We start from the raw sequence: 21,111 nt of genomic DNA, 5'->3' as shown, positions 1-21,111 counted from the left end.
GAAGTAGGAGCGCAGGACATGACACCGCTGTTACAGGTGAACTCCCTGACCAAAATGTATGGCGCCCGGATCGGCTGCAAGGACGTCAGCTTTGATCTCTACCCCGGTGAAGTGATGGGTATCGTTGGCGAAAGTGGCTCTGGAAAGTCGACGCTGCTGAATGCCATGGCGGGCTACCATGCGCCGGATCAAGGCGAGGTGATTTTCGACACCCGCGCCGATGGGCCGCAAGACACGCTGAAAATGTCCGAGCCAGAACGCCGTATGTTGGGGCGCACCGACTGGGCCTTTGTGCATCAGCCGGCCCGTGATGGGCTGCGCATGTCGGTCTCGGCAGGCGGCAATATTGGCGAGCGGCTGATGGCTGTGGGCGGGCCTCACTATGGTGAGATCCGCGCGCAGGCGGCTGACTGGCTCGGCCGCGTTGAAATCAGCGACAGCCGCATTGATGACCGGCCCTCGGCCTTTTCTGGTGGCATGCAGCAGCGCCTGCAAATCGCCCGCAATCTGGTGACCGGCCCGCGACTGGTCTTCATGGATGAGCCCACGGGCGGTCTGGATGTCTCGGTGCAGGCGCGCTTGCTGGATCTGTTGCGCGGACTGGGGCGCGAGATGGGGCTGAGCGCCATAATCGTGACCCATGATCTGGCGGTGGTGCGGCTGCTGGCGGACCGGTTGATGGTGATGAAAGACGGGCATGAGGTGGAAAGCGGTCTTACCGACCAGGTGCTGGATGACCCCCAACATGCCTATACCCAGCTGCTGGTTTCCTCGGTGCTGCAGGTCTGAAGGATAAAGACGATGATTGAACTTGAAAACGTAAGCAAGAGTTTCACTTTGCACAATCAAGGCAGTGCGGTGATCCCGGTGATGGAACGGGTCAACCTCACGGTGGGCGCAGGGGAATGCGTTGGTCTGGTGGGCGCCTCGGGCGCTGGGAAGTCGACCCTGATGCGCCTGATTTATGGTAACTATCTTGCGGCCGCAGGCCGGGTCATGGTGGGGGATCTGGATGTGGCACAGGCAGCCCCGCGTCACATCATAGCGCGGCGCCGCGAAACCCTTGGCTATGTCAGCCAGTTTTTGCGGGTGGTGCCGCGTGTGGCGGCGCTGGATGTGGTGGCCGAGCCTTTGCTGGCTGTGGGCACCCCGCTTGAGGCGGCGCGTGACAAGGCGGCCAGCCTGCTGGCCCAGCTGAACATTCCTGAGCGGCTGTGGTCGCTGAGCCCAACGACATTCTCGGGCGGTGAGCAGCGGGTGAATATCGCGCGCGGCTTTGCCTACGCGTATCCGGCACTGCTGCTGGATGAGCCGACGGCCAGTCTTGATGCGAAAAACCCGCGCCACGGTGCTGACCCTGGTTGAGAGCGCCAAGGCGCGCGGGGCTGCAATCATCGGGATCTTCCACGACGAGGCAGCCCGCGATCAGGTCTGCGACAGATTTATCGATGTCTCATCCTTCACGCCGCAGGTCTCCGTATGACAGGGACTGACACCAAGGGACCTGTGATCGCCGTTGTTGGCCCCTCCGGGGTAGGCAAGGACAGCCTGATGCTGGCGCTGGCCGCGGCTGACCCGAGCCTGCATGTGATGCAGCGGGTGGTGACCCGTGCAGCTGAGGCAGGTGGCGAGGACTACCGCGCGGTCACAGAGGCCGGTTTTGCCGATCTGGTGGCAGCAGAGCAGTTTGCGCTGCACTGGTCTGCCCATGGTTTGCGCTACGGTATCCCGCGTCAGATTGAAGATCTGCGCGGCAATGGCCAGGGCGTTCTGGTCAATCTGTCACGCAGCGTGCTGTTGCAGGCGCAGCAGGTTTTTGGCGCGCTGGTGGTGCTGTCGGTCACCGCATCCCCCAGTGTTCTGGCAGAGCGGCTGACCAAGCGCGGGCGCGAAGACAGCGCCGAGGTTCAACGTCGCCTTGCCCGCGCGCGCCAACCTCTGCCTGCGGGGCTGCGGCGGCTCCACCAGATCGACAACAGTGGCGATCTGAGCCAAGCGGTCGCTGCGGCCCGGGCGGTGATTTATTCCGCAGCGGCTGCGTCTTGCGGCCCAGTGAGGGTATAGCGTTGGTTCATGTGAAACCGACCGGAGTCGTCTTCTCCCACCAGGGCAAGGTCCCGGATCACCAACGGTTTGGGCAGCAGTGGTATCAGATGCGCCGCAAGTGCCGCCTCAACGGCAGCCAGCTCTGCCTTGGGCAGCTTGCCGGTCAGGGTGATGTGAAAGCGGAACTGATCCAGCACAAAGGGGTAGCCCCAGGCCAAGAGGTTCGCGTCCTGCGCCGGGCTGAGACCGGATGCGCGGCGTTTGGCCAGCTCGGCCTCGGAGGCAGCGGCGCGAAACGGGTCCAGATCCTGCACGCAGGCTGCCGCAAGGCTGCTCAGGGCGGTCTCATTGCCGGTGACGCGCAGGGCCAGAAACCGCCCCAGCCGCGCCAGATGCAGCCCCTCAAGCGTCACCGGCGCCTGTTGTGCCGCCAGCGCCTCACAGTCCGCCTGCAGGTCCGTCAGGTTGCCCCCTTCGGCAAGCCGCATTGGCGGCTTCAGCGTTGCATGGAGGCCGTATTTGCGCGGAACCTGCGTGATGGCTGCAAGATCGAGGCCGGTAAGATTGAGGCCGGTGACCTCGGGCTGGGCGACTACCTGCCCCGCCTGCATGTCCCATCCCAGCCAGCTGGTTGCAAACCCTCCCCAGGCCGCGTCGGCTGGCGGAGCATAATAGATCGCGTATCGCGTGAATGTCACATTGGCCTCCTTTACATGGCCGTTCCTATAGCTCGAAAGTTGTGAAGTTCAGATGACAGATGAATTGATCCTTGCCAATGCCACCCTGGTGTTGCCCGGCGCAACCCTGCGTGGGCAGCTGAGAATTTGCGATGGCGATATTGGCAATCTCGCTACCGGTGCTGCGGTGCCCAAAGGCGCGGTGGACTGTGATGGCGACTACCTGTGCCCCGGCATGATCGAGCTGCACACCGATAACCTGGAGCGCCATATCCAGCCGCGTCCCAAGGTCGACTGGCCCCATGCTGCCGCTATCATGGCGCATGATGCGGAACTGGCCGGCACTGGCATCACCACGGTATTTGACGCCATGCGGGTGGGATCTGTCAGCCGCAAAGAGAGCCGCTATGGCTCTTATGCGCGCGGGCTGGCCACTGAGATGCTTGAGCTGCGCGCCAAAGACGCCCTGAAGATCTCGCATTTCCTGCATCTGCGGGCCGAGGTCTGTTCAGATAGTTTGGTCCAGGAGCTGGCAGAGTTTGGTGAGGCAGATCGGGTGGGGCTGGTCTCACTGATGGATCACACACCGGGGCAGCGCCAGTTTCGCGATCTCTCCAAGCTGGAAGCCTATGTCAAAGGCAAACACGGGCTGGATGACGCGGGTTTTGCAGCGCATGTCGCCCACCTGAAAACCCTGCGCGACACCTATGGCGATCTGCACGAGGTCGAGGCGGTCTCGGCAGCCCGGCGCTTTGGCGCGGTGCTGGCCAGCCATGATGACACCACCGCAGAGCAGGTCGCGACCTCTGCAGCGCATGGCTTCATCTGGCGGAATTCCCCACCACGGTAGAGGCGGCACGCGCCTGCCATGCCCATGGGATCAAGGTGATGATGGGGGCGCCCAACCTGATACGTGGCGGCTCACACTCGGGCAATGTGGCTGCACATGAGCTGGCAGAGCTTGAGCTGCTGGATATTATCTCGTCGGACTATGTGCCGGGGGCGTTGTTGATGTCGGCGGTGCTGCTGGGGCAGGTCTGGGGCGATATGGCGCGGGGGCTGGCGACGGTCACGCAGGCGCCGGCACAGGCTGTTGAGCTGGACGACCGGGGGCGGCTTGAGGTGGGAAAACGCGCCGACCTGATCCGGTTTACGCTGATAGACAACACCCCCGCACTGCGCGGCCCCTGGGCGCGCGGACAGCGCGTGGCCTAGCGGTTTCACAGGTGAAACTCTTCTCCCCGGCAACATATGCTGGGGAGAAGGATGCGAAAAAAGGCCACCAGAGAGAAAGGGTGGACAGATCGGACGGGCCAGATCAGACGGAGCTGTGCGGACGGGCCAGAGAAGCCGCGTCAGGGCCTTCAGGCGCGATAAAACAGATAGCGCCCTTCGGGAATGCCCTCAGGCCCCTTCAGCTCTTCAAATCCAACCACGGCTGGCCCGAGACCACGATGCCGCCCTTGGTCATCACGCGGGCGATAACCGGCGACATGGCTGCGGCCTGGGCCACGTCTTGCTCTTTGACGCCAAAGCCAAAATCATAATGCGCCAAGGCCATCTTGTGACCCTCAGCCATAAGACGCTCCAGCATCGGCACCGCCTCGCCCTGCAGAAAATCCGCTTCGGGCGGCACGCAGGAGGGGTGGCACTGCAGCACCCGGTCGATGACCCAGACGCGGCGGTCGGGCAGGATCTCGCGCAGGTGGTCATAGGTGCGGCCATTGCCCAGCCCCATGTCCAGCACATCGCCGCCGATGCCTGCGATCTCTTGGGCAGCCCAGTTCAGCCCGTCCCGTTGCGCCGTAAAGCGGCGCAGCATTGAATCCAGTCGGCTCATTTCAAATCATCCTTTTGTCAAACTGCCAGACCTGTGCCGGCCCCTGCATCAGGCGCGCAATCAGCGCCGCGGTGAACTCCCAGATGGCTGTGTCATGCACCAGGTGATGCGTGAGAATGCCATAGGGTTCGCTATTGTCTGCTGTGCCAAGGCGGCGCGCCTGCAACTGCCGGCTTACCTGCGTGATCAGCTGATCCGGTGCAACCAGTGACCGGCTGCCCTTCCAGTTGATCGGGTCCAGGTGGGTGTTGATCTGCGCCAGTCCAGGTGCTGCCTTGGCCTTTGTGCGTGGCGTAAAGGTCGACAGCGCAGCAAAGCCAGCGCCTGCCATCCAGGGGAGCAGATCTGCTGCGATACGGTTCCAGGGCGGCACAAAAATCGGCTCAAGCCGGGCGCCAAACAGATCCTGCAGCCGGGCCAGCCCGGCCTCTATGTCGCCCAGGGCCGCCTCAACCGGCCGATGGGCCGGGAATTCACATTTCTTCTCACCCTCTGCGGCCAGGTTGCTATGCGACCAGCCATGCACCACGGGGATCAGCTCGGGGTGGGCGCTGACATAGGAGGCAAGCTGCGGTGTCGCGCTGCTGGGAATGACGGCGAGATGCACGGGCAGGGCCAGGGTTTGTGCCAATGCGCTGAGCTGATCCAGCGCCGCAGTTGGCGCAATGGCGTCATCGTCGCGCCACCAGAGCGGCAGCGTCAAGCCGATGTCCCGCCAGCGCGACAGCTCAAGATCCAGCGCAGTCCAGTCCGGTGTCATAGGGGCTCTCCTGCCAGCTCATGGGCAATGTCAACGGAACGCCGGGCGCCGTCAAACTGAAACCGGGTTGCCACACGACGGGGGGCCGCCAAGGCCCGTTGCAGGGCTGCAATCAGGCTTTGTGGAGTCAGTTCGGCGGTGCGCAGGGCCTCAATCCAATCCAGTGGCGTCAGGCTTTTGGCGCGCAGGCCCTGTTCCACTTCGCTGCCGGCATCAAAGGAACAGGGCACGGAGGCGGTATTTGCCTGCAACAGATCCAGCGCGGTATTGTAGCCACACATGCTGACCGAGGCGGCGACATGGCTGAGCATCTGGCGAAAATCCGGCCGCGCCGCCTCAACCCTGGCGGGGGAGGCGATCTGGCGCAGAGCGGCAATGCGCGCTGTCGCGTCACTGCCACCCACCAAAAGACGCCAGGGATGGCTCGGCATCAGGCGGGCGGCCTCAAGGGCGCAGTGGTAGATCTCATCGCCGACACTGCCGCCGCCAGCACTCACCAGAATTTCACCCTGACCTGCTGCATCGGGTGTGGGCCCGCTGCAGGGGGGGCGACAAAACCGGTATAGCGCAGCTTTGAGGCCAGCATGTCAGAGACCGGCCAGCTGAGCTCCAGCGGCACCGCCTGTGGATCTGAATGCACCAGCACGGCGTCATAGAACTCTGCGATCACCGCATCGGCTTTGTCGGCCTTTTCCGGTTTGGACGGCGGCGCCAGAATGGCGCGGATCGAGGCCAGGATTTTGGGCGGCTTTGCCAGTGTCTCCGCCGCCCGCTACAGCGCCAGAAATTCATGGCGCAACGTACGGCGACCAAAGGGGTAAAGTTCGGTGACCAGCACATCGGGCTGCATCTGCTGCAAGGCAGCACAAAGCGCGTTTTGACGTGCCAGGTGATAGGCGTCATCCGCGCGTGCCCCATCGGGTGTCAGCAGTTGGCTGAAATTCACCCCGTTTGAGCGCAGCGGCGGCAGTTGCACAATCGCGATGCCCTGGGTGTTGAGCTGCGGTGCGGCAAAGCCTCCCGAGACGATCTGCACCGTGTCGCCAGCCGCCAGAAAGGCGCGCCCAAGGGTGAGCGCCCGCGCCAGATGGCCGGTGCCCAGCAGATGGGTGACCACGATCATAACCTTCATGGCGCGGCGATTTTGGTCAGGCGAACGGGCTCTGGCCAGGGCGTGAGGGTCTCGCCTGCAACCTCGATGACAAAGAGCCTGTTGCGTTTGATCCGAAAGGGGGCGGGGCCGTCAAAATCCCAGTGATAGGCCTGGGCCAGGATCATCCGCATGATGCCGATATGGCAGACCGCAACCGTGTCGCGCTGCAGCGTCGCCAGCCAGGGCCTGATCCGCGCCCAGACCTCTGCCGGGGTTTCGCCGCCGGGGGGGCGATAGTCCCAGCCCCAGTGCTCAATATCGCGAAACCCGCTGTCGGGGTCGGCCTTCAGCTCCAGCCCTTTCTGGCCCTCCCAGTCACCCCAGAACATTTCGGTCAGGGCAGGGTCGGTCAGAGGCGCGCGCCCGGCGACCACTTTGGCCGTTTCCACCGCACGGCTCAGGGGGCTGGACCAGAGCTCAGCCGCGTCCCAGGGGGCAGGCAGGGCAAAACCGGCCAGTTCTGTCCGGGCCATGTCATCCAGCGGGATGTCGCTGCGGCCCTGAATCTGGCCAGCCCGGTTCCAGGCGGTGTGGCCGTGGCGTAAGAGAGCGAGACGTATCATGGGATCTCCTTCATGAGCGGGGCAACGGCGGACCAAAAGCGCTGGGTTGCGGCCGGGGCAAGGTGGTCAGCAGCGATCATTTCCCGCGCCTGCGCACCCAGCTGTCGCCGCAGCTCGGCTGCGCTCAAAAGTTTTTGAATTTGGGTGCTTAGCGCTGTGGCGCCAAGATCTGGCGCCGGGTAGTCACCGGGCGCCAGAACATCGCGCAGGCCGGGGCGGTCCTGTGCAACCACGGGCAGCCCGTGGGACTGGGCCTCAAGGTAGACCATGCCAAAGGCCTCATTGACGCCGGGCCACAGGAACAGGCTGGCCTGCGCATAGATCTCGGCCAGGGCGTCGCGGGACAGCTGCCCCAGGAATGTGACGCGACTGCCAAAGGGCGCCATCAGGGCTTCGACCTCTGCGCGGGCCGGGCCATCGCCGGCGATCTGCAACTGCCAGTCACCGGTCAGCCCGGCCAGTGAGGCGGCGATGATCTCGTAAGAGGCCAGCTTGTCTCCGGCCCGCATCATGCCAACCGTGAGCATTGGGCCAGTTGTGCGCACAGGCCCTGTCAAAGTGCCCGCCCTGGGCAGGGACGTGATTGGCAGAAAGGGCGGCAGCGAAACCAGCGACTGGTCCTGATAGCGGTCGCGTTCAAGCGTGATCAGATCATTGGCGGTGAGATAGAAAATCAGCGCGGCGGCATCGGCAGCCGCATGGGCAGACTGGGCAAATCCGGCCCAGGGCCCCTGCAGGCGCCGGGCGGCGCGGGTGCTTTCGATCTGCACATAGGGAATGCCACGCGCGCGCGCCACAGTCGGCCCGATCAGGTCCGGCGCCTTATAGTAGTTGTGATAGGTGACCCAGAGATCCGTCGGCGGCATCTCTTTTATCAGGCGCTGGGCCTCAAAGGCGGCTTTGTCGCGCAGGGTGGCCTGCAGGCTGGCATCGCCCGCTTTGTCAAAGATCTTCAGCTCGGTGACCAGATCAACCCCGGCGCCGCCTGCAGCGATAATGGACATCAGGTTGCGTGCCATTTCACGATCCCCCGACGGCACCGGATGGCGGGGGGATTTCATCGGCGCGTAAAAGGCGACCCGCCTGGCGGTGCCGAGAGGGGGGGCATGATCCGGGGCAAATTCAGGGCCAGCAGCGGTGGCGGGGTCTGTTGCGTCGCTCATGAGCCCTGCAGCATGGCATCCAGCCGGGTGACCAGCTGGGCGATGCCGGGATCCATGCCAAAATCGCGGCGCAGGCGCTGCAGTGCCGCTTCGGCCATATCTGCGGTCTTCTTTGGATCCTGCGCCAGCGTGACAATCGCCGCCGCCAGCGCTGCGGGCGCGTCATCGCTGAGCAAGCCATGGGTGCCGCTGTCGATGAATTCCGGGATGGCGGACACCGGCGTCGACAGGATGGGTAGCAATTGTGACGCAGCCTCCATCAACCCGTTGGGCAGGCCGTCGCGGTCGCCATCTGCCGCCACCCGGCTGGGCAGCACAAAAGGTCCGAGGCGCGCATGGCTTTGATCACTTCGGGCTGGTCGCAGGCGCCGCACCAGGTGATGCGCCGGGCAATCCCGGCGTCCTCGGCCATGTCCTGCAACAGATCGCTCAGACCGCCGCCGCCGATATGGGTCCAGTGCCAGTCCAGATCCTGCGGCAGCAGGGCCAGCGCGGCGATCAGCCGGTCAAAGCCCTTTTTCTCAACCAGACGCCCGACGGACATCAGCCGCAGCGGATCTTGTGCCTGGCGGTCCTGTCGCACAGGTGGCGCTGGAAACCGCGCCAGATCCAGCCCGTGATAGATCAGGTCGATGCGGGCCGGGTCATCCGACATCTGCTGCAGATGCCGCGCGCCAAACCCGGTGCAGGTGGCGCCAAAGGCGGCGCCGTGATGCTGGCTTGAGAGCTTTTCGGAAATCTCCCAGTCCGGTGAGGTCCAGATGTCCTTGGCATGGGCCGAAAAGCTCCAGGGCAGGCCGCGCATGATGGCAGCATAGCGTGCCACCGAGGAGGGCGTGTGCAGGAAATGCGCATAAAGACCCAGCACTTCGGCGGGCATCTCGGCTGCGAGAACGCAGGCCTGACCAAAGCGGCGGATGCGGTTGCGGCTGGGGTCACGCCGCAGGTCGGCGCGCCAGATGCGATAGGCCTCGGCGTAGCCCGGTAGCGTTTTGGCGCGCGCGCGCGCCTGCCAGACGCGGGCGGGTTCCTGATAGAGATACTCTGGCAGATAGCGCACATGCGCCTGCAAACGGTCGTGCAGCGGGTGGCGTTTTACATCCGTCGGGTGGCGCAGCGACCAGATCTCAAAGCTTTGCCCGGCGGCCTCAAGCGCCACCAGCTCCTGGGCGATAAAGGTCTCTGAAAGGCGGGGCCAGCCCTTGACCAGAACCGCAGCGGCGGGGCGGGCGTCTCGGGGAGAAGGCCGGGGGGCGTATGGCTCATTCGGAGGCCTTTCGGGGCGTGCCTTCCAGCAAGGATGAGACGCGCTGGGTCACGTAGTCGAGCCCGTCCAGCAACCCGTCCAGCAGCCCGTCTGAAAAGGCGGCCGAGGGGGGCTTTTGCGCGCCCAGGGTCCGGATGGCGAGGTTCATCGCCTCGGGGGTCCAGCCATCGCGGCGCTCGTCCAGCATGGCTACCAGCCCGAGCTCTTCGGCGCGGCTGGCGCGGATCCATTGTTCCAGTCGCGGTGTGGTGCGCGGCACGATGACGGCGGGTTTGTCAAAGGACAGCACTTCGCAAAACGTGTTGTAGCCGCCCATGCAGACAACGCCCTGCGCGCCAGAGAACAGGGTTTCGATACGCGATTCAAAGCCAACCGGGGGGACCCGGCCCTGCAGGGCCTCAACGCGGGTCTCAAAGGCCTCGCGGGTGTCGCCTGACAGGAAGGGGCCGTAGACCAGCACGGCGCGCGGCGCCAGATCGGGGTCGCGTTCATAGGCCGAGAGCACCAGATCCACCATCATGGCACCGTCGCCACCGCCACCGGGGGTGATCAGCACATAGGGCTGCTCTGGGGGTTCATCCAGCGGCCCCAGGTCGCGGCGTAGATAGCCGGTCCAGTGCATGCGGTCCTGAACCGCAGGGCTGAGACCCAGCCCCTTGGTTGGGTCGTAGATCGAGCGCAGCCCGTAAACCCAGATTTCGTCATAGAAGGCCTCGGTGGCCTGGATCGCCTCTTTGCGGGCCCATTCCGCCGCCAGAACCTCTGGTTCATCAAGCACATCGCGCAGCCCCAGCACCAGCTTGGTCCGCCCCTGGGCGGCAAGCACCTCGAGCGCCGGCAGCAGCTCCCCGCGAAAGCCTGTGGGCTCTTTGTCGACAATCAGCACATCCGGCTCATATTGCTCTGCCATAGAGCGGATCAGCCCGCTGCGCATCTCGGTGGTTTCTTCGATGCTCATGCCCATTGTGCGCGAGGCATAGCTGCCATTAGAGCGTTTGATCACCCCAGGCAGGCGCATATGGTCGACGCGGCTGGGAAAGAGCAAACCGCCCCGCCACAGGCGACCCGGTCAGAATAAGCGCCGGGGCGGCGGGATCTGCGGTGGTAATGGCGCTCGCCAGGGCGCGCGAACGGCGCAGGTGCCCGAGCCCAAAAGCATCATGACTATACAGCATCACCCGTGGTCCGCGTGGCATCTGGTCTCGCTCGGAAGATGTGTTCTGGGTCGGTATCATTGGCTAGCCTGCAGGTGCGCTACAAAGGGTTGGTGCAATAGGAGGGTGCTGAAATCAAGGGGGGGGGCCTTGGAAACATCCGATTTTCAATGGAAATGGCGCATGAGGGACAAATCCTTTGGCCCGGACTGACATTTCAGCACAGGTATGCCGTAGGTTCGCGTGCGCTCTGGGGTATGCCGGATAACTCTGACGTGTGGAGGCGGGCACAGGAAGAAGGCACAGGAGGGAGGCATAGCAGGCGGGCACAGGAGAGGTGGGACCCTCTTGGCCAATCAAGGGCGCGGCGCAGTTTGGAGCCTAGTAGCGATCTTGCGCCTTTTCTGTAGAGCGAAGGGGCCAGAAAGCCGTGGCACCGCTCGCATGATAATCCTGCGGCATGCAATTGCGAAGAGGGTGCCCTGTCGCTAGGCTAACGCGACCCTATACGGAGCCAGTCTTGTTATGATCCAGCGTTTGTTCCAGTTCAGCTGTTTGAGTTTTTTGCTCATCTTGTTTTCGATGGCAGCGCCTCAGATGGTGCAGGCGCAGGAGACTGTTGCCACAGACCCGGTTGCCCGGGCGGTGGAACTGGCGGCTGAGAGTGGCCTTGGGGTGATCATTGTTGACGGCAGTGGCACCGTCAGGACCACCGGGGACCCAGAGCCAGAGACGCCTGCGACACGTAAGATGGAGGGGGCTTCGGCGCTGATGAAGGCGCAGTCGGAGTTTCAGTCTTTTCGTCAAGAGCTGCGCAGCCGTCTGGAGGCCTTGCCCTATTCTATCTTTGAGATGAAATACATTCTGCGCCAAACCAGCCCGGACGGGCGCATCATGACCTATGTCGAAGTGCTGGGCTGGAGTGTCTTGTTCCTGATAATTGGGATTTGGCTGACGACGGAAATCTACGGAAAACGGATTGCAAAACGCTTTGTGGTGGCCCGGATCAAAGCGCAGCCCGTGGGATACTACGAGAAGATGCCGTTTCTCGTCTTCCGCTTTCTGATGGGGGTTGGAGGGACGTTGTTTGCAATGATCTTTGCCCTGACGGCCTCCTATCTGATTTTTGGCCCCTCAGGGGACAGCTCGGTCGAATTCACCGTGACGGCGATCTACACGGCGTTTTTTGTTATCCGGACAGTTTCGGATTTGTGGCGTATGGTGCTGTCGCCCTATCTCAGCCAGTATCGCATGCCGGTGTTTTCTGACCGGGATGCCAAACGGCTTTATATTTCGGCCTCGATACTGGCAGCCTATGACGTCTCAACCTTGATATTTTCCACCTGGGTGGGGGATTTCGGCCTGAATTACAATGTCTATGCATTGGTTTATGGCTTGCTGGCACTGGTGGGGGCCTTGGGGAACCTGGCCTTGGTCGGCCTGAATGCCAGGGCAATTACGCTGGCGATCCGGGCTGGGCGCAGCAAGGACGAGTGTTCCTGGCTGTTGCGTGTTCTGTCGATGGTCTGGGCACCCCTGGTGTTGGCCTATATCGTCTTTGGCTGGTTTCAGCTCGCGTTTGATCTGGTGTTGGAGCGCGATGTGCCGGTGCCGCTGATGGCTGGAACCTATATGGTCCTGACCTCAATCCTGGTGGTCTACGGTGTCATCAACTACGGGATCGAGGCCTTCTCCCGCCGTCGCCGCCTGCCCGAGATCCTAGCCCCGGTGAGCGCTGAGCAGGCTTTGGCTGCCGGCGAAGACGGCGAGGTCGCTGTGATTTCCGAGGAAGAAATCGAGGCGATGGCCAAGAGCCAGGGGCATCCTATTGCCAACTTTGAGGATCTGGCGCGCCGGGTGGCGGGCATGCTTGCCTTCCTGGTTGGGGCCTATGCCCTGGTGATGGTTTGGGATCCAGAGGCCGCATGGATGATGGGCACAGTCGCCACACGGATGGGCGATGTCATTGTCATTCTGTTTCTGGGCTATATCGTCTATCACGCCTCGCGGGTCTGTATTGACAGCAAGATCGACAAGGAGCGCGGTGATGTTCCGGAGGCTGAGCTGGGCGATGAGGGCGGTGCTGGCGGGGCCAGCCGGTTGGCGACATTGCTGCCGCTGTTTCGGGGCGCCATTCTGGCCGTGGTGGTGGTGTCTATCGTTCTCATTGTGTTGATGGAGCTGGGCATTAATGTGAGCCCCCTGTTTGCCGGTGCCGGCGTGGTTGGTCTGGCGGTCGGATTTGGCTCTCAGACCCTGGTGCGCGACATTTTTTCCGGGGCGTTTTTCCTGGTTGATGATGCGGTTCGCAAGGGCGAGTACATCGATATTGGCGAAGTCAAAGGCACCGTTGAGAAAATCTCGGTCCGGTCTTTTCAGCTGCGCCATCACCTGGGGGCGCTGCACACGATCCCGTTTGGCGAGATCAAGGTCCTGACCAATTACTCGCGCGATTGGGTGATGATGAAGCTGCCGCTGCGGGTGACCTATGACACCGATGTGGAAAAGGTGCGCAAACTGATCAAGAAGCTGGGGCAGGAGCTGCTGAACGATCCGGTAATTGGCGAGAGCTTTATGCAGCCCCTGAAATCGCAGGGTGTGATCGAGATGCAGGACTCTGCGATGATCATCCGGGTGAAGTTCATGACCAAGCCGGGCGATCAGTGGCTGGTGCGTAAACGGGTCTATCAGGATATCCGCGAGATTTTTGCCCGTGAAGGCATTAAATTTGCCCACCGTGAGGTCACAGTACGCCTGGCGGATGAGCATGCAGATGATCTGCCTGCGCATAAAAAAGAAGCTGTGGCCGGCGCGGTCCAGGCCGCAATTGACGAGGATTTTATGGACGTCAATGGAGGTGGTGACGACCGCTAGCCCTGCGACGTCTGGGTTGGAAAGGGCTGTTGTGAGGGCTTGACAGGTCGCCGCCCAACAGGGGGGGCTCCCGCCCCCAATCCGATCCGCTGACGCGCCTCGTTTGGCGTTGGGCCGGGCGCCGGGCCTGCGGCCCGGCGCGGAAAGGTTGCGCAGGTTTGCGAGTGCGGAGAAGTCTGGTTTGGCTGAAAGCCGTGACTAGGTGTTTGACCAGCGGGCGGGTGCGCTGCCGCAGGCCTGTGCCGGGCTGTCCCAGTGCATCTGGGTTGCGTCGCCGACCAGTAATGCTGGACGAAGACGCAGAGCGGGCCCCCAGCTGCTGTCTTCCAGCTGGCTGCAATAGTCCGCGGGTGTTGCTTGCCCCAGGAGGGGGGCAGCGGTGGTCTGCTCTGGAAGGCTGGCAAGCTGTTCCGCCGTGCGGGCAAGGGAGAGCCGGGCGGTCTGGGTTACCCCTTTGACCACAGCCTGCCGCAGGGCGCTGAGCACCGCGGCCGCCATCAGATAGCCGGTGGCGTGATCCAGCGCCTGCACGGGCAGAGGTGTCGGTTTGTCCGCACCAGCCCAACGCGCGCCCGCATCAGAAATCCCGGCGCTCATCTGCACCAGACTGTCAAAGCCGCGCCGCTGCGCCCAGGGGCCGCTCCAGCCATAGGCGCTAAGGCTTACCTCAATCCGGTTCGGCGCAAGGCTGTCACGGGTTGCGCGGCCAAACCCAAGCCGGTCAAGCGCGTCAGGACGGTAGCCATGCACCAGCACATCTGCCTGCGCCAGCAGCTCCTCAAACCGCCGCCGGTCCGCGTCTTGGCGCAGATCAAGACTGGCCATGGTCTTGCCCAGGGAAATATCCGGAATGACGCCGGGTTCGTCCCAGCCGGGCGGATCAATGCGCAGCACCTCGGCGCCAAACCCGGCAAGGGTGCGCGTGGCGATGGGACCTGCCAGCACGCGTGTCAGATCAAGCACCCGCAGGCCAAGCAGGGGCGCGGCACTACTGGCGGCTGCACGCGGTCTTAAGGTGACGGTGCGCGCTGCGTCCCAGTGGATCAGAGGCTCGGCTGCCACAGCCTGCCCCTGTGGATGGGACAGCCAGTCCGCACGGCTGCGCATAGCGGCCGCGACACCTCCGGCGGCGACGATTTCGGCCTCAAGCGCATCGCCACTCCAGCACAGAACAGCGCGGCGCACCGCTGCGGGATCCGCCGCGCAGCCCAGCACACCAAGTGCGGCAGCGCGGTGATGTGGCAGGTTTGTGTGCAACCTGATCCAGCCATCGCGACAGGGGTAAGTTGCCCGCGATCGGATCCCAGAGGCTTGGCAATTTCCAGCCCTGGGCGGCAAAACTATAGCCAACCAAAGCGAGGCCAGACGTTGATCCACCGTCACTGGCAGGGTCACTGGCAGGACCTCATCGCTGAGACCTGTGGCCTGCATCAACAGGGCGAGCTGCTGGCCCACGGCGGCAAAGCTGGCATTGGCCAGCGCGCTCACATCATATGCGCTGTCGTAGCGCCCCACACCGGTGCGCTGATAGCTGCCCGGTGCAGGCAGGGCTTGCAGCAGGCTCATTGCTGATAGGGGTCCGAGACTGTCCCGCAGCCCGTCACCAAAAAAGTTGAAGGCGAGCACGATTATCACGATCGGTAGCATCGGGATGGCGGTCCATGGATAGATCTCGATCGAGGCCAGGTTCTGCGCATCATTCAGCATCCGCCCCAGCTGACCGCCGGTGCCCGCAGCCCAAGGCCAAGGAAGGAGAGCGCTGTCTCACCGAGGATCATTGCCGGGATCGACAGCGTGGCCGAGGCGATGAGATGCGACATGAAATTGGGGATCAGGTGTTTGCGGATCACCCGCCCCGATGAGGCCCCCATCATTTCCGCCGCCCGCACGTATTCTTCTTCGCGCAACGACAGGAATTTGGCCCGGACCGAGCGCGCCAGCCCCGGCCAGTCCAGTATCCCGAGGATCACTGAGATAATGAAAAACACCGCCACCGGCGACCAGTTTGAGGGCACGGCCGCAGAGAGCGCCAGCCAGAGCGGCAATTCGGGCAATGAGCGCAGAACTTCGATCACGCGGTTGATCACCCAGTCGATCTTGCCGCCGAAATAGCCGGCAACAGAGCCAAAAAAGATCCCCAGAACAAAGGACACCGAGATGCCAATGAGGCCAACCGTGAGCGACAGCTGCGCGCCATAAAGGATGCGGCTGAAGATATCGCGCCCCAGTCGGTCAGACCCCCAGAGGAACACAGTTGCCCCCTCGGCGGGACAGAACAAATGAGTGTCAGAGGGGATCAGACCAGCAATGTTATAGGTCTGGCCCTCGCAAAAGAACTCCAGCTTGAGCGGGTTGTCCAGATCGGGTTTGAACACCCACTGAAAGGTCTCCAGGTCGGCCTCGGAGGTCATCGGATAGATGAAGGGTCCAAGAAATTTGCCCTCATGGAACAGGTTGATGGATTGCGGCGGCGAAAACAGATGTTCGCTTTTGCGCTCATTCGGGCCATAGGGCGCGATAAAGCCAACCACGGGCAGCAAAAGATAGCAGATCAGCAGGAAGGTGCCCGAGATCAGCCCCAGCTTATGGGTTTTGAACTTGCGCCAGATCAGCACCCAGTTGGGGGCATCCAGATCTTTGCGCTCAAGCTCTTGCAGAGAGGCTGCGGGATCATAAGGGGCGTCATCGACATAGCGTCCGTCAGGTAATTGGGTCATGCGTCACGCCCCTCGTATCGAATGCGGGGATCCAGCAAGACCAGCAGAACGTCCGAAATCATGGTGCCAATCAGGGTCAGCAGGGCGACAAACATCAAAACAAACCCAGACAGGAACATGTCCTGGGTCTTGAGCGCCGTCAGCAGGGTGGGGCCGATGGTCTGCAGGCCAAGCACCACCGAGACCAGAACCGAGCCGGAAATCATCGAGGGCAGCAGGTTGCCGATGTCGGCGACAAAGGGGTTGAAGGCCACCCGCAGCGGGTATTTTGCCAGCATGCGCGACGGCGACATGCCCTTGGCGATGGCGGTCTCGACATAGGGTTTGCCCAGCTCATCCAGCATATTGGCGCGCAGCCGCTGCATCATCGCCGAGGCGCCGGAGGTGCCAATGACAAAGGTCGGCACAATCAGGTGGATGAGGATGGATTTCACCTTTTCCCAGTTCATCGGCTCGCCCTCAAGCGCCGGGTCCATCAAGCCGCCAATCGGCAGGTTGAACCAGCGATGACCATAGTAAAACAGGATCAGCGCCAGCAAAAAATTGGGCGTCGCAAGGCCAAGATAGCCCACAAAGGCAGAGCTGTAATCAACCCAGCTGCGGGCGCGGGCGGCGGCCAGAACGCCCAGAGGCAGGGCCACGACATAGACAAAGAGAACGGCCGCAAGATTGACCAGAACGGTGAGCCAGAGACTGTCGCCGACGATTTCAGAAACGGGGCGGTCAAATTCAAAGGACCAGCCAAAATTGCCCTGGATCAGGCCGGAAAACCCATGCGGGCCCGGCAGAAACCCGGCCCAGATAAAATATTGCTGCCACAGGGGCTTATCCAGGGAGTATTCGCTGCGCAGAAATTCGGCCTTGGCGACACCGGCGGATTGGCCGCTGGCCCGCAGCTCGGCGATCTGATTGGACAGGTAGTCGCCGGGCGGCAGGTTGATGATGACAAAGACCAGAATGGAAACCACCCAGAGGGTCAGCAACATGGTGCCAAACCGGTAGATGGCGTAACGCAGAATGCCCATCAGCCCTTACCATCTTCAAAAAAGAATTCATCCGGGCGATAAACCCCGAAATGCGCTCCGGGCTCCCAGGCCCAAATGGTTTTTTGGGGCACGTTGCGCAGCCGGTTTGAGAGACCACGGGTTGCGGTGCGCCCGCCACAATGCCAATGCCATAGACCTGCTCGGAATGGATCTTGAGCATCTCATGCCAGGCTGCGGCGCGCGCCTCGTCATCAGAGGCATTTTCCCATTCATGCATCAGCTCCATCAGGCGCTGGGCCGGCGCCATATCCGGCGCTTCACCCGCGGCACCCGCCGTCTGGTAGTGCTGGCCCCATTTGGGCCAGGCAAAAAACACCTGATCGGTGGGGGCGAGATAGGCGGGGGAGGTGTAGTTTTGTGGCAGGCCATTGTCCCAGCCGTACCAGACCGCCGCCAAGGTGGTGCCCGAGAACACCCGGTTGCGCAGAATATCGCGGTCCAGCGGCCGCATCACCAGCTTGACGCAACATCTCTCCAGTCGTCGGTGATGATTTGCAGGGCATTCTCTACCTCCTGGCGTTCTCCGGCGGTTTCCACCACCAGCTCCATCTGGCGCCCATCGGGCAGGCGGCGAATGCCATAGCCGTCTTTTTCACCGAGCCCGGCCTCGTCCAAAAGGCGGTTGGCCAACTCGGGATCAAACGCGGCCCAGGCCTCGCGCATCTCAGCCTCATAAAAGGGGCTTTGCTCCAGCACCGTCATCGCCCCCGGTTTGGCCAGGTTGAAAAACAGCGCCTTGTTGATGGCGTTACGGTTGATCGCAAGCGACAGCGCCCGGCGGACCCGGACATCGCGCAGAACCGCGCGCCAGACCGGGTCCGCGACATTCAGGTTGGGATAGATTGCGATCTGCGAGGCCGCCCCGGTCCCCCAGAGGTAGGTGGTGTAGTCGGCGCCGTCTTTTTCGCCCTTGCGCAGGACCGGGAGGTCGCGAAAGCCAAGGCCACGCGCCTGCAGATCCGCCTCGCCTGCGTTGGCCTTGGCCGCCACCAGACCGCCGGCGACGATTTCCATCTCGACGGTGTCGATATAGGGCAGCTGGACGCCATGGGTATCGACGCGGTGATAATAGGGATTGCGCACGAACTGATGGCGGATTTTCTTGCCGGCTGTCGCATTGATCCAGGGCTGCAGGGTGGGCAGCTCGTGGTGATCGAACTTGTACATATTGTCGTATTTATTGTGCAGCGCCGCCCAGCTTTTGACCCGGGCATAGTCGACTTCTTCGGCCAGGGCCTCAGCCGTTGCATAGTCCGCGTGGAACTGTTTCAGATAGGCTGACGGACGATAGAATGAACGGCGGGCGCGCCTGGGCCAGGTTTTGCAAAAACTGCGGATTGGGCGTGTCCCACTGATAGATCACGGTGGCTGCATCCGGAAAACTGACCTGCGGCAACTGGCCCTCTGAATAGAGGAAATCCGGCGGGCCAGCCGGGCTCAGCAGCGGGGTGTTGGCAATATCTTTCCACCAGTATTCAAAATCAGCCGAGGTGAAGGGATCGCCACTGGACCAGCGATGGCCGGGCCGCAGTTTCAGCGTGTAGCGCCGGTTGCCCTCGTTTTCATAGCCAAGCAGAATGTCGGGCTGCAATGTGTAGTCTTCGGTATAGCCGACCAGCCGGGCATAGCCATAGACCACCATCTGGCGGATATCCTTGGAGCGGGTCACCATGGTGTTGAGGGTGCCGCCCTGCTGGCCAAAGGCACGCCCTTTGGCGGCCAGATCGACCATCAGCGGCACATCCGGCAAGCGCTCTGAGACGGGAGGCATATTGCCGCTGCTCACCTCGTCCTGCCAAAAGGGGCTTTCGACAAAATGGGGTCCGGCATGGGCGGCCGGCGGGGCAAACAGGGGCGCGAGCAGCAATGTCGCGGTCAGGGCAAGAACAGAGTGCGGGGCTTTAAACATGGCAACGTACCTTGTGTCCGGGCTCAAGCGGCACAAGAGGCGGCGCTTCAAAGCCTGAGAATCTGAATTTTTCGGGCCAGTCTTCCGGCCGGCCTGCGCCCTGTGCCACCAGTTTTAGGTTAATGGGGCGATGAATGTCCGGCTCTGGCTGGGCTGCGATCAGGGCCTTGGTATAGGGGTGTTGTGGGTTGTGAAACAGGGTCTCGGGCGTGGCCTGCTCCACCACCAGCCCGCGCCGCATCACCGCAACCTCATCGGCAATGCGCGCCACCACCGCCAGATCATGGCTGATAAAGAGGTAGGACAGCTGGTTTTCGTCGCGGATTTTCTCCAGCAGGCGCAGGATCTGCTCTTGGACCGAGACATCCAGCGCCGAAGTTGGCTCATCGCAGACCAGCAGCGAAGGCTCCAGCATCAGGGCCCGCGCGATAGACAGACGCTGGCGCTGTCCGCCGGAAAATGCATGTGGATACCGCTGCAGCATATCCGCGCCCAAACCCACGGTTTGCAGCATCTTCGCAGCCCGCTCACGCCGTTCCGACTGGGTGCCGATGTGATGGATCTCCAGCGGCTCGGTCATTGTGTCGAGGATGCGCATCCGCGGGCTAAGCGAGGAATAGGGGTCCTGAAACACCATCTGCGCCTCGCGCTGAAAGGCGGTGCGGGCGGTGCGGTCCATTTTGTGCACCTCGATGGCGGCCTCCCCCGCGCGGGGGCGAAACAGCACAGAGCCGCCTTCGTCAGGCGGCTCGGCCCCCAGAGCGATGCGGGCGGCGGTGGTTTTGCCCGAGCCGCTTTCGCCCACGATTGCAAGGGTCTTGCCACGCGGAAGCAGCAGGTCAACACCGCGACAGGCAAAGATCAGGCTTGGCGCCTTCCAGCCCTTTCCGGCCCGCATGCTATAGGTTTTGGAGACGGATTTCAGCTCAAGGATCAGGTCCGAGCGGCCCGGTACCGGCTGCGGGGCTGCGGCGGCGGGAATCTTTGGGGCTGCCTCAATCAGGGCACGGGTATAGGGGTGCGCCGGGGCTGACAGCAGGGGCTCGGCCGCGCCGGCTTCCATCACCCGGCCCTTGTGCATCACCACCACCTGTTCGGCCATATTGGCCACCACGCCCAGATCATGGGTCACCAGGATCATCGCCATGCCGGTGTCGCGTTGCAGCTCTTTCATCAGGCCCAGCACCTGCGCCTGGGTGGTGACATCCAGCGCCGTTGTCGGCTCATCCGCGATCAAAAGCTGTGGTTGGGCAACCATCGCCATGGCGATCATGGCGCGCTGGCGCATACCGCCGGACAGCTCGAACGGATAGGAGCTATAGGTGCGCTCGGGGTCAGGAAAGCCGACGCGTTCAAAACAGGTGAGCACCTCTTTCTTGGCCTCAGACTCGCTTTTGCGGCCATGCAGCCAGAGCACCTCGGCCACCTGATTGCCAATGCGGTGCAGGGGCGACAGTGAGCGCATCGGTTCCTGAAAGATCATCGCAATCTGATTGCCGCGCAGATCGCGCATCTGGCGCTCTCCCAGTGTCGCCAGATCAGTCCGCCGGAAGCCCCCTGCAATAGCACGCTGCCACTGCGAATTTGCGCCGCCTTGGGCAGGATGCGCAGCACGGCCCGACAGGTCACCGTTTTGCCGGAGCCGCTCTCGCCGACCAGCGCCAGCGTTTCTCCGGCGGCGACATCAAAACTGACGCCGCGCACAACATCGTCGCCCTTGCCAAAGCCGATGCTGAGGTTCTTTACCGAGAGCAAAGGCGCCATTTAGAGCGGCCCACAGTGCTGCATAGGTCCAGGCTGAATTTGTCCAGTCATAGGTGTCCCGTTTTCCCTGTTCTTTTTGTCTTCACCTTCGCGCGTGGCCTGCGGCCTAGTCAAACCCCATTTGCCATAGCTGCTGTTTGCTGCAGAAATATTGATACAGCGGCACCACATGGCCACA

The 21,111-nt window shown here is 62.6% G+C and carries 8 protein-coding genes and 10 pseudogenes; 5 read left to right on the top strand and 13 right to left on the bottom strand.

All coding sequences use genetic code 11. From position 1 onward, the window contains the following. Positions 1-18: 18 nt before the first annotated feature. From phnK to phnN, 3 genes and pseudogenes are all read left to right on the top strand, one after another. The gene (gene phnK / locus B4968_RS11700) at positions 19-789 is read left to right on the top strand and encodes a phosphonate C-P lyase system protein PhnK (RefSeq protein WP_083099274.1); all 771 of its coding nucleotides are present in this window, start codon (positions 19-21) and stop codon (positions 787-789) included. Positions 790-801: 12 nt separating this feature from the next. Beyond that, positions 802-1,483, top strand: a pseudogene (gene phnL / locus B4968_RS11695) (phosphonate C-P lyase system protein PhnL). Then, positions 1,480-2,064: a phosphonate metabolism protein/1,5-bisphosphokinase (PRPP-forming) PhnN gene (phnN, locus tag B4968_RS11690; protein ID WP_083099239.1), complete on the top strand. Its 585-nt coding sequence runs from the start codon at positions 1,480-1,482 to the stop codon at positions 2,062-2,064. Before phnL ends, phnN begins: the two are co-directional and overlap by 4 nt. Here phnN and B4968_RS11685 read toward each other — a convergent pair. Continuing rightward, complete coding sequence (locus B4968_RS11685; protein WP_083099238.1) at positions 2,022-2,744, bottom strand: DUF1045 domain-containing protein; 723 nt, start codon at positions 2,742-2,744, stop codon at positions 2,022-2,024. The genes phnN and B4968_RS11685 overlap by 43 nt on opposite strands. Positions 2,745-2,796: 52 nt before the next feature. Between B4968_RS11685 and B4968_RS11680 the strand changes: the two are divergent. Further along, positions 2,797-3,938 (top strand): annotated as a pseudogene (locus B4968_RS11680) (alpha-D-ribose 1-methylphosphonate 5-triphosphate diphosphatase). 149 nt (positions 3,939-4,087) lie between these two features. Here the strand turns inward: B4968_RS11680 and B4968_RS11675 are convergent. From B4968_RS11675 to B4968_RS11645, 7 genes and pseudogenes are all read right to left on the bottom strand, one after another. After that, a pseudogene (locus B4968_RS11675) lies at positions 4,088-4,563 on the bottom strand (class I SAM-dependent methyltransferase). A 1-nt stretch (position 4,564) separates the two neighbouring features. Next, positions 4,565-5,323, bottom strand: coding sequence for a polysaccharide deacetylase family protein (locus tag B4968_RS11670; RefSeq protein ID WP_083099236.1), 759 nt, complete (start codon positions 5,321-5,323; stop codon positions 4,565-4,567). Further along, positions 5,320-6,455, bottom strand: a pseudogene (locus B4968_RS11665) (glycosyltransferase family protein). Before B4968_RS11665 ends, B4968_RS11670 begins: the two are co-directional and overlap by 4 nt. Continuing rightward, positions 6,452-7,039, bottom strand: coding sequence for a histidine phosphatase family protein (locus B4968_RS11660; RefSeq protein WP_083099234.1), 588 nt, complete (start codon positions 7,037-7,039; stop codon positions 6,452-6,454). The pseudogene B4968_RS11665 and the gene B4968_RS11660 overlap by 4 nt, the downstream one beginning before the upstream one ends. Continuing rightward, positions 7,036-8,100 carry a glycosyltransferase family 4 protein gene (locus B4968_RS11655; protein WP_083099272.1) on the bottom strand — a complete coding sequence of 355 codons (1,065 nt, stop codon included), beginning with the start codon at positions 8,098-8,100 and terminating at the stop codon, positions 7,036-7,038. The genes B4968_RS11660 and B4968_RS11655 overlap by 4 nt, the downstream gene beginning before the upstream one ends. A gap of 98 nt (positions 8,101-8,198) precedes the next feature. Next, positions 8,199-9,412, bottom strand: a pseudogene (locus tag B4968_RS11650) (glycosyltransferase family 4 protein). A 52-nt stretch (positions 9,413-9,464) separates the two neighbouring features. Next, positions 9,465-10,665 (bottom strand): annotated as a pseudogene (locus B4968_RS11645) (glycosyltransferase family protein). Between the two features lie 483 nt (positions 10,666-11,148). Between B4968_RS11645 and B4968_RS11640 the strand changes: the two are divergent. Beyond that, the gene (locus B4968_RS11640; protein ID WP_083099233.1) at positions 11,149-13,497 is read left to right on the top strand and encodes a mechanosensitive ion channel family protein; all 2,349 of its coding nucleotides are present in this window, start codon (positions 11,149-11,151) and stop codon (positions 13,495-13,497) included. Between the two features lie 198 nt (positions 13,498-13,695). Here the strand turns inward: B4968_RS11640 and B4968_RS11635 are convergent. The 5 genes and pseudogenes from B4968_RS11635 to B4968_RS11615 form a co-directional block, all read right to left on the bottom strand. Next, positions 13,696-15,063: pseudogene (locus B4968_RS11635) on the bottom strand (CoA transferase). Beyond that, positions 15,060-16,214, bottom strand: a pseudogene (locus B4968_RS11630) (ABC transporter permease). The pseudogenes B4968_RS11635 and B4968_RS11630 overlap by 4 nt, the downstream one beginning before the upstream one ends. Continuing rightward, a complete protein-coding gene (locus B4968_RS11625; protein WP_083099231.1) occupies positions 16,211-17,239 on the bottom strand; it encodes an ABC transporter permease in 1,029 nt (342 codons plus the stop codon). Before B4968_RS11625 ends, B4968_RS11630 begins: the two are co-directional and overlap by 4 nt. Further along, positions 17,239-19,169, bottom strand: a pseudogene (locus tag B4968_RS11620) (ABC transporter substrate-binding protein). Before B4968_RS11620 ends, B4968_RS11625 begins: the two are co-directional and overlap by 1 nt. Beyond that, positions 19,162-20,933, bottom strand: a pseudogene (locus B4968_RS11615) (ABC transporter ATP-binding protein). Before B4968_RS11615 ends, B4968_RS11620 begins: the two co-directional pseudogenes overlap by 8 nt. Positions 20,934-21,111 lie beyond the last annotated feature (178 nt).

Source organism: Pseudophaeobacter leonis (assembly GCF_002087335.1).
In the GTDB taxonomy this organism is placed as follows: domain Bacteria; phylum Pseudomonadota; class Alphaproteobacteria; order Rhodobacterales; family Rhodobacteraceae; genus Pseudophaeobacter; species Pseudophaeobacter leonis.
The sequence above is the reverse complement of the archived record's forward strand: the minus strand, read 5'-3'. Positions and strand labels throughout refer to the sequence as shown.